Raw genomic sequence first — 13,562 nt, forward strand, 5'->3', positions numbered from 1 at the left:
GCCAGCGCGTCGTAATAGCCCTCGGGCGTCAGCAGCGGCGCGATGGTGTCCACGCCCTCCAGCGCCCCGGCCCACGGCCCCTCCGCCGCCGTCTCGCGCATGATGGTGTGGTGCCGCGTCTCGAAGGCCATGGGCATCTGGCAGGCGAACACCCCGCCTGGCGCCAGCTGATCCGCAATCCGCCCGAACAGCGCCCCATGGTCGGGCAGCCACTGCAGCGAGGCGTTGGCCAGGATCAGGTCCGCGGGCCGCTCCGGCGCCCACGCCCCCGCGTCGCCCTGTATCCAGTCCACCTCATCCGGCAAGGCCCGCGCCCGCGCCAGCATTTCGGCGCTGGAATCCAGCCCGTGCACCGACGCTTCAGGCCAGCGCCGCTTCATCATCGCCGCATGCTCCCCCGTGCCGCAGCCCAGGTCCCAGATCTCATGCGGGTCCATGTCCGGCAGTCGGCTGAGCAGGTCCAGCGCGGCCCGATCCCGCTGGGCGCGGAAACGCTGATACTGGTCGGGGTCCCAGGCGGGGGTGTCGATCACGAAACAGTCACCATGCGGAAGAAGCCCTTGCGAAGTCGCCGTTCGCTTCTAACCTCGTGAGTCCTGGTACAACAGCTGAAAGGAGGTGATCCGGTGTCTCATTGTCACTCGACGCGAGCGGAGATCGGAACCCGGACCTCTTGCGAGGCCCGCGCCTGACCTTTCAGGCAAGGATCTGATCGGCCGCTCAGCGGTCAGACAATGCGAGGCCGCCGGCGCAATCCGGCGGCCTCAATTGCGTTCAGACGCCTTTGCGAGAGCCCTTGGCTGCCCTGAATCCCGCTCATCCCCGCGAACGCGGGGACCCAGTGATTTGGGCGACGAACGATGCACGTCCTGCACCGACATATATCCCGTGCACGTCTGCGCGAACGAAAGGACTGGATCCCCGCGTTCGCGGGGATGAGCGGAGAAGCGAGAAAGCTCGAGTCTTTCTCAGAACACCCGCCCTGCCCAGTCGCCGATCGCCTCGACCGCAGCCGTCACCGCCGCCCACACCAGAAACAGATAGATCACGCAGGCGGTGGTCCCCACCGCGCCCAGCAGGATCGCTGCGCCATCGCGCTGCATGATCCCCAGCCCCAGCACGATCAGGGTCAGGCCCGGCAACAGGTCGCCGAACGGCACCGGCAGGGCCAGCATCACGGCCAGGAACACGCAGGTCAGCCCCGTCACCACGTCGGCGACCTCGCCGGTCAGCCACGGCATGCGCGGCTTCGACAGCCGCTCCACGAAGCGCACCGGCTTCATGATCCGCCCCACGGCCCGGGCGAAGGTCTGACGCGGCAGGCTCCGGTTCAGCGTCCATCCCGGCAGCCACACCCGGTCCCGCTGAAACGCCAGCTCCAGCGACAACAGGACCATCGGCACGCTCAGGATCGCCTTGGACCCCGGCGGCCACGGAAACAGGCTCACCAGGGCGATGATCAGGATCAGCGCCCCGAACCCCCGCTCCCCAAACGCATCGACGATCTCGCCCAGGGTCAGCCGGGACCCCGGACGTTGCGCGAGATCGTCCAGCACCTCGGAAAAGGCCCGGCGCTCATCGGGCGGCAGGGTCTGGGCCGTAGACGTCATCAGGCGTCCGTCATGCGCGGGGGACGCCGGGCCGATCCCCGCCGTCGCCCCACAGATGGGACGCCCGCGCGGGCCGTCAACGGTCGCTCTTGTGCTCGGGTTTGTCCTTGCGCGAGGTGGAGGCCATCTTCTCCAGTTCCGTCGCGCTCATGGACTCCGCCATCGATTTCGACGCGCCCTTCAAGTCAGACTTCGGCGTGTCCCCACGCTTGGCCGACAGGGCGGCCCCGGCGGCTTTCTGCTGTGCTGCGGATTTGGCGGGCATGGCGGTCTCCTTCTGAGGGAGAAAACCGATCGTCGCGGCGCCGGTTCCGTCAGCGGATCAGCACAACCTCGACGCCCACGTCCACTTTCGACCACGCACGATCCCCTGTCAGCACGGGCGCCTGTTCCCGCAACGCGAGGGCCAGACAGGCGCGATCGCCGAGGGACAGGCCCACGCTGCGCGTCGGGGCTTTCAGTCGCGCCGCTATGGCCGCGAGATCCGGCGTGAAATCGACCAGCATCAGACCGAGGGCCTCGAGCATGGCGAGGGTCCGCGCCGTCGTATCGCCGTCGGCGCCCAGACGTTCCAGCACTTCGCAGAGATTGACGGCGCTGAGCAGGAACGGACCGTCGCGGAGGGCCATCTCATCCCCGCCCGGTTCATCGAGAATGGCCGCGACCACAGCCGACGAATCCACGACGACCCTACTCACGCGCGGCGTCGGCCCGCCGGTCCGCGATCAGTTCGTCAACGACGCTCCGCCCTTCCGGGACCAGTCGCCGAAATTCCTTCCGGATAGCCTTCAACGCCTTGTCGGAGGAGTTGATGCGCACCTCCTCGCCGTCGGGCCGCATCACCAGCCGCTCGCCGGGCGCCAGGCCCATGGCCGCCACCGCTTCCGGGGTCAGAAAGAGCGACCCGTCCGCCGCCACCTTCGCCATCCAGCGCCCGCCGCTGAGCGGTTGCGGCGCCGTCTCATGATCGAAGGGCGCGCCCTGCTCTTCCAGGCCCAGAAGCGCAGCGGCCCGGACCTCGCCGTCCGTGGCGGCCTCAATGCGTTTCGCCAGCTCCGGCGACGGGCGGCGATGGCCGCTGCGGATCGAACTCAGCGTCCCCGCCCCGAGGTTCAGCCGCCGGGCAAGCTCGGCCTGCATCCCTCGTCGTCGCGAAAGATAGTCGTCAAGGTTCGCCATTTGCGAACTATAGGCGAGCCATCTTCGCAGAACAAGGCTGCGCGCGAGCAGCTCCCCGAAAGCGGGGTCAGCCCAGGGCGGCGATGGAGGCCGCGACATTGGACCGGGCCCGGGCTTCGAACCGGTCACGCCCCCAGTCACTGAAATACAGCGTCGGCCGCTCCAGAAAGCGTTCCAGAATTCCCCGTCTCGCCGCCCGGAACAGCGCTTCGGGCACAAAGGCGTACTCGTCGCGTATGGCGCGCTCGTATCCCTCGAAAACCGCCGGCGCTGCGCCGAGGATGGAAAGGTCCATGTCGAGGAACTCGGCCATGTCGCTTCGATCGTTCTCATCGAGATTGTCCGCCAGCCCATGGGCGGCGGTGGCCTCGATCATCCGGATGGCGCGGAGCCGCGTATCGTCGGTCACGTCCGGGAGATCGGCGTCTTCAAGAAGGCGCGCGCTCTGGGCCTCGTTGTCGGATCGCGCCGGGTCATAGACCGCGTCGTGGAACAGAATCGCCAGCTCGACCGCGACCGGGTCGTGCAGATGATCCCGCCGCAACGCGAACCAGCCGAGCAGGGCCTCGATGTGCGCCCATGTATGGTAGCGCCGCTGCGGCTCGGCATAGCGGTTCCGAAGGTCCGCAAGGACGTCTCCAGGTGCTATGCCCAACCCGACGGTCACGCCCCCAGCAGCTCCCGCCCGATCAGGAAGCGCCGGATCTCGTTGGTGCCCGCGCCGATGTCGTACAGCTTGGCGTCGCGCACCAGCCGCTCCACGGGCCATTCCTTGGTGTAGCCCGCGCCGCCCAGGGCCTGCACGGCCTCCAGCGACACCTTCACCGCGTTCTCGCTGGCCAGCAGGATCGCGCCCGCCGCGTCATAGCGGGTGGTCTGGCCGGCGTCGCAGGCCCGCGCCACCGCATAGACATAGGTCCGCGCCGAGTTCAGGGCCACGTACATGTCGGCGATCTTGGCCTGCATCAGCTGGAAGCTGCTGATGGCCTTTCCGAACTGCTTGCGCTCGCGCACATAGGGCAGCACCACGTCCAGCGCCGCCTGCATGATGCCCAGCGGCCCGGCCGCCAGCACCGCGCGCTCATAGTCCAGGCCGGACATCAGCACCGCAGCGCCGCGCCCCTCGCCGCCCATGATGTTCTCTTCCGGCACCTCGCAGTCCTCGAACACCAGCTCCGCCGTGTCCGAGCCGCGCATGCCCATCTTGTCCAGCTTCTTCGAGACGCTGAACCCCTTCATGCCCTTCTCGATCAGGAAGGCGGTGACCCCGCCGTTGCCGTCGCCGGTGCGGGCATAGACCACCAGGGTCTCGGCCGAGGGCGCATTGGTGATCCAGAACTTCGTGCCGTTCAGGACGTAGCGGTCGCCCTTCTTCTCGGCTCGCGTCTTCATGGACATGACGTCCGAGCCCGAGCCCGCCTCGGACATGGCCAGCGAACCCACATGCTCGCCCGAGATCAGCTTGGGCAGATATTTGCGCTTCTGCTCTTCGGTGCCCCAGCGGCGGATCTGGTTCACGCACAGGTTCGAGTGGGCGCCATAGGACAGGCCGATGGAGGCCGAGGCGCGCGACACCTCCTCCATGGCCACCACATGCTCCAGATAGCCCAGACCCAACCCGCCGTGCTCTTCCTCCACGGTGATGCCGTGCAGGCCCAGCTCGCCCATCTCGGGCCACAGGTCGCGGGCGAAGGTGTTGGTCTCGTCGATCTCGGCGGCGCGCGGCGCCAGCCGGTCGGCGGCCCAGCGGGCGGTGGTCTCGCGGATCATGTCCGCGTTCTCGCCGAGGCCGAAATTCATGCTTTGGGGGGCGTTGGGAATGCTCATGGCAGCGGCGTAGCACCGCCCGGCCCGTTCGCAAAGCCGGGCTCAGTCCTGTTCCCGGCGGGCCCAGTGCAGATACAGATTATAGGCCGAGATCCCCACGCACAGGGCGCCGATCAGCGCCAGCACCCCGGACGCGACCGTGGTCTGGTCCAGCACCGCGCCCACCGGACGGTCCGCCGCCATGGTGAAGCCCGCCACCGCCGCTCCGAACGCGGTCAGGCCCACGGCCCCCATGCCCAGGAAGGCGCCCGTCTCGCTCCAGTCCAGCCGCCCGCGCCGCTCCGGCTCGAACGACTCCGGCATGAACACCGGCTCGGCGCCCGCGCGCATGGCGGGATCCTCGATGAACAGGGGCTCTTCCTCGACGGCGGGGCCGGGCCGTTCGGCCTCGGGCCAGACCTCGCGGGTGGGCGGCTCCGGCTCGACTTCGGGCGGCGGAGTCAGCACCAGGACGCCCTCGCCCGGCTCGGCGGTCTGCGGCGCGGCCGGCGTCTCGCCGAACACATGCAGGCCCGCCCGCCTCGGCGCCACGTAGGGCGAATAGCGCTGCATGGCCATGACCGTCGCCATGACGGCGGCGGGCGGCGGCGCGGGGGCGACCGGAGCCGGCGCGGGCTCAGGCTCAGGCTCAGGCTCAGGCTCAGGCTCAGGCTCAGGTTCGGGCTCGGGCTCAGGTTCGGGCTCGGGCTCAGGTTCGGGCTCGGGCTCAGGAGCCGCCTCGGCAGCGATCTCGTCCGCGCCGTTCTCATTGGCGGCGACCACCGGCTCGGGCGCGGAGGCCTCTGCAGGCGCCGCAAAGGTCGGCGTCACGATGGGAGCCTCTTCGGCGGGCGCGTCAGCCTCCCCCTCGGGCGCGGCCTCCGGCTCACCCTCCGCCTCGGCTTCAGGCTCCGCCGTCTGTTCCGGGGTTTCGTCCAGCGCCGCAGCCGGGGTCTCGCCCAGCAGGGCCGCCACGGCCAGGGCGCGGGCCCCGTTGGCCTCGGGCTCCGGAGTGTCTTCAGGCTCCGCCGGGCGCTCCTCCGGCGTCTCCGGCGTCTCCGGAACCGGCGCGGGCGGCGGGGCGGGCGCATTCAGCAACGCCGCCAGATCCGCCTCCTGTCCCGGATCATGCCGGAACAGCGCACTCTCGGCCGCACGGCGGCGCGCGGCGGGATCGGGCGCCGGCGTCAGCGGCGGGGCGTCACAGGCGATCAGGGCCCGCGCCGCGTCCTCGGGCTCGCCCGCATTGACCCAGACCAGCACCTCCGACGCCAGGAACCGCTCCAGCCCCACGGCCTGGCCGAAGCTGGCCAGGGCGTCCACCTGATGCTGGTTCAGCGGCAGGGCGATGCGCTCGGCGATGGCGTTCAGAATGGGCAGCAGATCGTACTGGAGCAGGAGCTCGGCGTCCGCCGCCGACACCTCGGCGCCCTCGCGCGCCGACAGCGTATGCCCGTGACCCACGACCCAGCGGCCGTCCGCCAGACGCTCGGCGCGCGCGCGGAAGCCCTCGAAGCTCTTGATGAGCTCCAGGCCCCGGCGGGACACTTTCAGCTTCGGCTTGTCGATCTGCGACAAAGGTCCTGACCCAGAATGAGACGGGCGGGTTCGCCCTGACGGGGAACCAGCAAGCTCCGGGCCGCCCACCGCCCGGTGCATCCTGCATGGAAGAGCGCACATTTTTTTGTTCGTCATGGCCGGGCTTGTCCCGGCCATCCATACCCTCGCCGGATCCGTCAAAAGCCCGGATGTTCAAACCGTCCCGGCGCACCCCGTCGGTTCAGGGCGTATGGATCACCGGGACAGGCCCGGTGATGACGATGCCGCCCTACAGAAGGATCAGCCCGGCCAGTCCCAGGAAGGTGAAGAAGCCCACCGTATCGGTGATCCATGTCACGAAGACCGGAGAGGCCACCGCCGGGTCGCGGTCCAGCCGCTCCAGGATCATGGGGATCAGCGCCCCCGCCAGGGCCGCGGCCACCAGATTGATGGTCACCGCCAGCCCGATCACCAGACTCAGCATCGGCATGCCGAACCACACCGCCGCGATGGCCGCCAGCAGCACCGCGATGGCCGCCCCGTTCAGGAACCCCACCACCACCTCGCGCCGCACGATGCGCACCGCATTGGCCGCCGACAGCTCGCGCGCCGCCAGCGAGCGCACCGCCACGGTCATGGCCTGGACCCCGGCGTTGCCGCCGATGGAGGCCACGATGGGCATCAGTATGGCCAGGGCCACCAGCGCCTCGATCTCCTCGGCGAACGCCCCGATCACCAGCGAGGCGGCCACCGCCGTGCCCAGATTGATGATCAGCCAGGGAATGCGCGAGCGCACCACGCCCATGACGCTGGCGTCGCGGCCCTCGTCGGACACGCCGGCCAGACGCAGGATGTCCTCGCGGTTCTCTTCCTGGATGATGTTGACGATGTCATCGACGGTGATCTGGCCCACCAGCCGCCCGCCCACGTCCACCACCGGGGCCGAGATCAGGTGGTACTTCTCGAAGATGTAGGCCACCTCTTCCTGGTCCTGGTGCACCTCGATCTCGTTGACCGGCTCCATCAGGGCGGACAGCTTCACCTCCCGCGCCGAGCGCAGCAGGCGGCTCACCGCCACCCCGCCCACGGGCCGGTACTGGGGGTCCACCACATAGATGTCGAAGAACAGCTCGGGCAGGTCCTCGCCCTGGGCCCGCAGGTGGTCGATGGTGTCGCCCACGCTCCAGAACTCGGGCGCCGCCATCACCTCGCGCTGCATCAGGCGCCCGGCGGTGTCCTCTTCGTAGCCCAGCGAGCTCTCGATGGCGGCCCGGTCCTGTTCGGGCATGGCGGCCAGCACCGCGCGGCGCTGGTCGTCCTCCATCTCCTCCACCACCGCAGCGGCGTCGTCGGAATCCAGTTCCTGCAGCGCCTCGGCCAGGGCGCCCGAGGGCAGCCGCTCCAGCACCTGCTCGCGGATGCTGTCGTCCAGTTCGGGCAGCACCTCCGCCAGCACGTGGGGCGACAGCCACAGCACCAGCACCGAGCGGTGCTCGGACGTCAGGAAGCCCATCAGGTCGGCGATGTCGGCGGGGTGCAGGTCTTCCAGCAGATCGCGCAGACGCTCGCCGTCCCCGGCGTCGGCCGCGTCGATCACCTTCTCCACGAAGGCGGCCGTCAGGGCGTAGTCCTCGCCCAGGTGTTCGTCTTCGTCGTGTTCGGGGTCAGGACCGGCCGGGGCTTCGCGCACGTCGTCAATGGTCACGAGCGTCCTCCCCTTTCAGCAGGTCAGTCCTGTGGTCGGCTTCGGGGCAAACCCTGCAAGCGGCTGATCCGCCGATACGAACCCCCACCCTACCCGTCATCGCCGGGCTTGTCCCCGCGATCACGAAGTCCCGGCGCAGGCCGGGAATGACGGATATGGGACCAGGAGCCGATCACTCGGCTCTTGAGGTGATGGTGCGGTCGAGAAGACTCGAACTTCCACTCCGGTTAGGGAACAGCGACCTCAACGCTGCGCGTCTACCAATTCCGCCACGACCGCTCGCATCGGAGCGGGGGCAATAGCCGAGGATGACCCGAAAGGAAAGGGCCGTTCGCAACAGCAACCCATTCTCCCCACTTCGCCTCCCCTCAAGGCAAAGGGCCCCCGCGCAGCGGGTCGGATGTGGGTGAATTTGGTGGCCGCCGCTTCCGGCGGGCGGGCTCCGGCAGGCGAGGCTGGCCAGAGCGGCCCGGACGCGCAATAGTCAGACAAATAGGATGGTCGGGAGGTTTGAGGTGCGCCAAGTCATGTCTGGAGTTGCGTCCGCCGCTGCGGCGGTCGCCGTCATCGGGGTGCTGGCGTGGCCGGGCGTCGGTCAGGCCCAGCTTCCGGGGGCCCAGCGGCCTGCTTACCAGGACCATGGCTTGCCGGCGGAAGCGCGCGCCGCCGACCTGGTCGCAAGGATGACGCTGGAGGAGAAGGCGTATCAGGTGCTCAACGACGCGCCCGCCATCCCCCGGCTGAACATCCGCGAGTACAACTGGTGGAACGAGGGCCTGCACGGCGTGGCGGCGGCGGGCTACGCCACGGTCTTTCCCCAGGCCATCGGTCTCGCCGCCACCTTCGACGAGCCGTTCGTGCGCCGGGTGGCGGCGCACATCGGCGTCGAGTTCCGCGCCAAATATCTGGACGCCCGCCATCGCTTCGGCGGCTCGGACTGGTTCGAGGGGCTGACCGTCTGGTCCCCCAACATCAACATCTTCCGTGATCCGCGCTGGGGCCGGGGCCAGGAAACCTATGGGGAAGACCCCTATCTGACCGCCCGTCTCGGCGTCGCCTTCGTGCAGGGCCTGCAGGGGGATGACCCCGACTACGCCCTCACCATCGCGACCCCGAAGCATTTCGCCGTTCACTCCGGTCCGGAGGCGAGCCGCCACCGGGACGACATCCTCCCCAGCGCCCGCGATCTGGCGGACACCTACCTGCCCGCCTTCCGCGCGGCGGTGATGGAGGGCGGGGCCCGCTCGATGATGTGCGCCTACAACGCCGTGGACGGCGCGCCCGCCTGCGCCAATGAGCCCCTCCTGACCCACTATCTGCGCGAGGCCTGGGGCTTCGACGGCTTCGTGGTCTCCGACTGCGGCGCGGTGCTCGACATCCATGCCGCGGATCGACACGCCTACGTCCCCACGCCGGAACAGGCGGTCGCCGTCGCCTTCAACGCCGGCATGGACCTGATCTGCGGCGGGGCGGAGGACGGCGAGGCCATCGTGCGGGCGGTGCGGGACGGCCTGCTGGACGAGGCGGTGATCGACCGGGCCCTGGTGCGCCTGTTCACCGCGCGGATGCAGTTGGGCCAGTTCGACGAGCCGTCGCGCGTGTTCCCGTCCATCACGGCGGCCGACTTCGACACCGCCGAAGGGCGCGCACTGGCCCGGACCGCCGCCGAGCGCGGCATCGTCCTGCTCAGGAACGACGGCCTGCTGCCGCTGGGAGACAACCCCGGCCGCATCGCCGTCATCGGGCCGAACGCAGACAGCCTCGCGGCCCTCGTGGGCAACTACAACGGTGATCCGTCACAGCCGGTGACCATCCTGGACGGCGTGCGTCGACGCTGGCCCCAGGCCGAGGTGACCTATGTGGAAGGCGCCGGGCTGATCGATCGGGCGCTCGAGCCCTTGCCAGGCGACGTGCTGTGCCTCGACGCCGCCTGCAGCGCCCCGGGCGTCCGCGTCGAGCACTTCAGCGACCGCGCCTTCGAGGGATCGCCGGTTTCGACCGACCATGCCGGTTCGGTCGAACAGACATGGGAAGGGATCCTGCGCAGCGGCGCGGTCCGCTACACGGCGTGGCTTACGGCGCCGGAGGACGGCGACTACGTCTTCCGCTACGCCGCCGACGGCGGCTACCGGGTCTTCATCGACGATGCGCCCGTGGTGGACGCATGGAATGTGGACTGGCGCCCCGCCATCGTCGCCGGCACGGTCCGCCTGAGGCGCGGGCAGACCTATCGTCTGCGCGTCGAGGCGTTCCAGCGCACCACCCGGGGCGAGGAGCGGCTGCTCTGGAGTCCGCCGTCCGATCCCGGCGGCGCCCGGGCCGAGGCGGCGGCGCGCAACGCAGACCTGGTCATTTTCGTCGGCGGCCTGACGGCTCAGCTGGAGGGCGAGGAGCTCCCGCTGTCCACACCCGGCTTCTCGGGCGGAGACCGGACAAGCCTGGACCTTCCGGCGCCGCAGCAAGCCATGCTGGAGCGGCTTCACGCCACCGGCAAGCCCGTGATCCTCGTGCTGGTCAACGGCAGCGCCCTGAGCGTCAACTGGGCGGACCGCAATCTCCCCGCGATTCTGGAAGCCTGGTATCCGGGGGGTCAGGGGGGTGATGCGGTGGCCCGCATTCTGGCGGGCGACGTCAATCCCTCCGGGCGGCTGCCGGTCACCTTCTATCGCTCCAAAGACGACCTGCCGGCCTTCACCGACTACAGCATGGAAAACCGGACCTACCGCTACTTTGACGGGCCGGTTCTGTATCCGTTCGGCCACGGCCTCTCCTACACCCGCTTCGCCTACAGCGGGGTTCAGGCGAGCCCCGGCGACATCCGCGCCGATGAAGCGGTTGAAGTCAGCGTCGTCGTCGCCAACGCCGGCGATCGGGCCGGCGACGAGATCGTGCAGCTCTACATCAGCCGCCCGGGCATCGAAGGGGCGCCCCTGCGCGCGCTCGCCGGCGCCCGGCGGGTGTCCCTGGCCCCGGGCGAACAGCGCCGCGTCGCCTTCACCCTGGACCCGCGCAGCCTCAGCACGGTGGACGACCGCGGCGTGCGACGGATTCTGCCCGGCCCCGTCGAGCTGTGGATCGGCGGAGGCCAGCCCGGCGGCCTCGCTCCGGGCGAGGCTGGAAGTCTGACCGTGACCACCACCGCAATCCTGCCGGAGTAAGACACGCGCGGGTGCGCCGGGCGAAACTCAGGCGTCCGCCCCCAGATACAACACGATGAAGTTGATCGTATCGACGACGCCGTGGACGAGCACGATGGGCCAGAGGTTGCGCTTCAACAGCAGGAACGCGGCGCCGAACGCGATGCCGATGGCCGCCGTCGTCACCAGCCCGCGCAGGCCCTGATAGTAGAAATGCCCGAGTCCGAACAACAGGGCCGGGATCAGAACGGCGAATACGGGGGCGAGGGGCACGCCACGGAACAGCGCCAGGGCGCGGGTCACCAGAAAGCCGCGAAAAAACATCTCTTCCCCGAACGCGGCCGCGGTCCAGACAATCCCGAGCCATAGCAGGAGCATGGGCAAGCTGCCTTCGACGTCGCCCCAGCGATCCCCGACGCCCTCGGGAACGGTTTTCAGGAACGTCCAGCCGAGCGCTTCTCCGCCGTACAGGACGACCGTGACGGCGGCGGCGAAAAAGCCGAACACCAGCAGGGCTTGCGGCAGGACCAGCAGCTTGGCCTTGACGCCCCTGAGCGGGATCAGGCCGACCGATGACCATCCCTCCCCCCTTCGGCGCAGATAAATCGCCAGGCAGACCAGGGTCGCGATCAGCGACACAGGCCCGGCGAACCGCCAGAACAGCGGGTCAAAGGCGATGCGAAGGATCAGCGCCAGCGCGCCGAACGCCGCCAGCTCGGCGGCGGCCCTGCGCCGGCCTATCATGGCCTTCGTGCTTTCCGGCCCCTCCGGCTGGAGGGCCCCGCGCTGTTCTGCGGGATTGATCTCGTCGGTCATGGCCAGGCTCCGGTGTCGGGACAGGCCGGGATAGACCACGCGGTTCAGGCTGATCTTGAACGTCTGTGCATGGCGGCCCAGATTCTCGGCGTCATGCCGTAGGTCTTCTTGAAATGCCGGGTGAAATGGCTCTGGTCGGCAAATCCGGCGGCCTGGGCCACCTGGGCGAGCCCTGCGCCCCGGCTCATCATCCCGCGCGCCCGGTCGAGCCGTCGGAAGATCAGATAGCGGTAGGGACTTGCGCCCAGCAGGGCCCGAAAATCACGCGAAAGCCGCCAGCGATCATAGTGCGCGGCCTGTTCCAGATCGGCGAGCGTCGGGGCGCGATCCAGATTCGCCTCGATGAAATCGCGCGCCCGCAGCACGGCGGCGTGGTTCTGAACCCCGGTCGGCAGGTCCGCGCCGGACGCCTGCGACAAGGCCGCCGTCAGATCCGTGATCGCCTGCTCGCGCTCAAGATCCTCCATGGGGCTGTCGAGATCGTCCAGCAGTTCACAGACCACGCGGTGAAGCCCCGGATCGTCCGATACGTCGCCCTTGATGAACGGAAGCGGGCGGCCATCAAGAACCCTCTGGATATCGGCCGGCGCCACATAGGCGGTCTTGTACTGAAACGGGAGGCCGTCGCCCGCGCGCCCGTCGTGGAGTTCGTCCGGATGCAGCACGACGATCTGGCCGGGCAGCGAATGGCGCGACGCGCCCCGATAGTCGAAGGTCTGAACCCCGGCCACGGTGATCCCGATCGCATAGGTGTCGTGTCGATGCGGTGCGAAGGCGACGCCGGTGAACCGCGCCTCCAGACGGTCGATGCCGCCGGACGACCTGAACACCCAATTGTCCGCACCCGCCGCCATCCGCCGATCCCTCATCATCGTGGAGACCCTATCCGCTGTTCGGACCGGGCGCCGCGCCACCGCTGAAAGAGAAGACGGGCAATCGCCTCCGCGTCCACTTACCGCTTGTTAATCCCGCATTTCCGACGGCCAATCCCTTGTGAAACAAGGCCCGGTCCTCGAAATTCGGCCTTTTTCACCGCCGCGCCCGGGGGCGCCTCACACTGGCGGGATGTCCATTCGATATCTGCCTGACAGCCCGCCCGTCTTCGACACCGCAAAAGCCCGCGCCCGCTGGGCCGCCGCCAAGGCCGACTATCTGGCCGGGGGCGGCGCGCCCGAGGTCTGCGAGCGCCACGGCCTCAGCCTGCGCACCTTCCGCTGGCGCGCCCGCAAGGAGGGCTGGCGCCGCGCCGACCAGCCCGCCCCCTCCCTCGCGCCCGACCCGGCGCCGCCGGCGCAGGACGACCCCCTTGTCATCCCCGAAGCGCCGCAGGCGCCATCGGGGACGCCCCTCACCACCTCGCAGATGGTCGACACATGCTGGTCCCACGTCCAGGCCGCCGTGGCCGCCGGGCAGCTGATCCAGGCCCGCGGCTGGCTGCGTCTCTACAAGGAGCTCAAGCCCCTCGTGCCCTTCACCGAGATCGAGGCCCGCGAGGCGGCCGAAAGCGCCGCCGGGGAAGAAGACGTTGCACGGCCATTGCACTGTTTTTCCGATCCCGAGCCCCGCACGCCCGAACCCGAACCGCCCTCGCCGTCCGCGCCCGAACCGGACCCCACGCACGATCTGGTGCGCCTGACCACCCATCTGGCCGCCGCCGCCCGTCAGGCGGAGACCGCCGCCCTGGGTGGGGACGTTGCACCCCTGTTGCACTGTTTTTCCGCTCCGGAGTCTCACCAACCACCCCCCGCCGACGACCCACCACCGGACGCC

12 protein-coding genes, 1 tRNA gene and 1 pseudogene are annotated in these 13,562 nt (G+C 69.4%); 2 read left to right on the plus strand and 12 right to left on the minus strand.

Going from position 1 to position 13,562, the window contains the following annotated elements:
- Nucleotides 1-137: 137 nt before the first annotated feature.
- The 10 genes and pseudogenes from IWC96_RS15845 to IWC96_RS00325 form a co-directional block, all read right to left on the minus strand.
- A pseudogene (locus IWC96_RS15845) lies at nt 138-533 on the minus strand (methyltransferase domain-containing protein); the annotation flags it as partial.
- Nucleotides 534-968: 435 nt separating this feature from the next.
- Nucleotides 969-1,610 carry an exopolysaccharide biosynthesis protein gene (locus IWC96_RS00285; protein ID WP_021698739.1) on the minus strand — a complete coding sequence of 214 codons (642 nt, stop codon included), beginning with the start codon at nt 1,608-1,610 and terminating at the stop codon, nt 969-971.
- 76 nt (nt 1,611-1,686) lie between these two features.
- Nucleotides 1,687-1,875 carry a DUF3008 family protein gene (locus IWC96_RS00290; RefSeq protein ID WP_021698738.1) on the minus strand — a complete coding sequence of 63 codons (189 nt, stop codon included), beginning with the start codon at nt 1,873-1,875 and terminating at the stop codon, nt 1,687-1,689.
- A 49-nt stretch (nt 1,876-1,924) separates the two neighbouring features.
- A complete protein-coding gene (locus IWC96_RS00295) occupies nt 1,925-2,308 on the minus strand; it encodes a type II toxin-antitoxin system VapC family toxin (RefSeq protein ID WP_196838151.1) in 384 nt (127 codons plus the stop codon).
- Complete coding sequence (locus IWC96_RS00300; RefSeq protein WP_021698736.1) at nt 2,301-2,750, minus strand: helix-turn-helix transcriptional regulator; 450 nt, start codon at nt 2,748-2,750, stop codon at nt 2,301-2,303. The genes IWC96_RS00295 and IWC96_RS00300 overlap by 8 nt, the downstream gene beginning before the upstream one ends.
- Before the next feature lie 106 nt (nt 2,751-2,856).
- A complete protein-coding gene (locus IWC96_RS00305) occupies nt 2,857-3,456 on the minus strand; it encodes a hypothetical protein (RefSeq protein ID WP_021698735.1) in 600 nt (199 codons plus the stop codon).
- Nucleotides 3,453-4,616 (minus strand): isovaleryl-CoA dehydrogenase, encoded by a 1,164-nt coding sequence (locus IWC96_RS00310; protein ID WP_021698734.1) that lies wholly within the window; start codon nt 4,614-4,616, stop codon nt 3,453-3,455. The genes IWC96_RS00305 and IWC96_RS00310 overlap by 4 nt, the downstream gene beginning before the upstream one ends.
- 42 nt (nt 4,617-4,658) lie before the next feature.
- Nucleotides 4,659-6,143, minus strand: coding sequence for a lysozyme (locus IWC96_RS00315; RefSeq protein WP_196838152.1), 1,485 nt, complete (start codon nt 6,141-6,143; stop codon nt 4,659-4,661).
- 280 nt (nt 6,144-6,423) lie between these two features.
- Nucleotides 6,424-7,839, minus strand: coding sequence for a magnesium transporter (mgtE, locus tag IWC96_RS00320; RefSeq protein WP_196838153.1), 1,416 nt, complete (start codon nt 7,837-7,839; stop codon nt 6,424-6,426).
- A gap of 192 nt (nt 7,840-8,031) precedes the next feature.
- A tRNA-Leu gene (locus IWC96_RS00325) sits at nt 8,032-8,118 on the minus strand.
- Between the two features lie 248 nt (nt 8,119-8,366).
- On the opposite strand from IWC96_RS00325, the gene IWC96_RS00330 reads away from it, so the two are divergent.
- The gene (locus tag IWC96_RS00330) at nt 8,367-10,997 is read left to right on the plus strand and encodes a glycoside hydrolase family 3 protein (protein ID WP_196838154.1); all 2,631 of its coding nucleotides are present in this window, start codon (nt 8,367-8,369) and stop codon (nt 10,995-10,997) included.
- 27 nt (nt 10,998-11,024) lie between these two features.
- On the opposite strand, the gene IWC96_RS00335 is transcribed toward IWC96_RS00330, so the two are convergent.
- Together IWC96_RS00335 and IWC96_RS00340 are read right to left on the minus strand one after the other, a co-directional pair.
- Complete coding sequence (locus IWC96_RS00335) at nt 11,025-11,792, minus strand: CPBP family intramembrane glutamic endopeptidase (RefSeq protein ID WP_196838155.1); 768 nt, start codon at nt 11,790-11,792, stop codon at nt 11,025-11,027.
- 44 nt (nt 11,793-11,836) lie between these two features.
- Nucleotides 11,837-12,646, minus strand: a complete 810-nt coding sequence (locus tag IWC96_RS00340; RefSeq protein ID WP_045318938.1) for an AraC family transcriptional regulator — start codon at nt 12,644-12,646, stop codon at nt 11,837-11,839.
- Between the two features lie 211 nt (nt 12,647-12,857).
- Here IWC96_RS00340 and IWC96_RS00345 point away from each other — a divergent pair.
- On the plus strand, nt 12,858-13,562 hold a 705-nt coding region (locus tag IWC96_RS00345; protein WP_196838156.1), incomplete at its 3' end, for a hypothetical protein.

Origin of the sequence: Brevundimonas sp. BAL450 (genome assembly GCF_015767455.1) — a bacterium.
Classification (GTDB): Bacteria; Pseudomonadota; Alphaproteobacteria; order Caulobacterales; family Caulobacteraceae; genus Brevundimonas; species Brevundimonas abyssalis.

Excerpts from the sequence above, each read along its gene's own strand:
- IWC96_RS00335 (WP_196838155.1), bottom strand. The coding sequence starts at position 11,792 with ATGACCGACGAGATCAATCCCGCAGAACAGCGCGGGGCCCTCCAGCCG.
- IWC96_RS00300 (WP_021698736.1), bottom strand. The coding sequence starts at position 2,750 with ATGCAGGCCGAGCTTGCCCGGCGGCTGAACCTCGGGGCGGGGACGCTG.
- IWC96_RS00290 (WP_021698738.1), bottom strand. The coding sequence starts at position 1,875 with ATGCCCGCCAAATCCGCAGCACAGCAGAAAGCCGCCGGGGCCGCCCTG.
- IWC96_RS00310 (WP_021698734.1), bottom strand. The coding sequence starts at position 4,616 with ATGAGCATTCCCAACGCCCCCCAAAGCATGAATTTCGGCCTCGGCGAG.
- IWC96_RS00330 (WP_196838154.1), top strand. The coding sequence starts at position 8,367 with ATGTCTGGAGTTGCGTCCGCCGCTGCGGCGGTCGCCGTCATCGGGGTG.
- IWC96_RS00340 (WP_045318938.1), bottom strand. The coding sequence starts at position 12,646 with ATGGCGGCGGGTGCGGACAATTGGGTGTTCAGGTCGTCCGGCGGCATC.
- IWC96_RS00285 (WP_021698739.1), bottom strand. The coding sequence starts at position 1,610 with ATGACGTCTACGGCCCAGACCCTGCCGCCCGATGAGCGCCGGGCCTTT.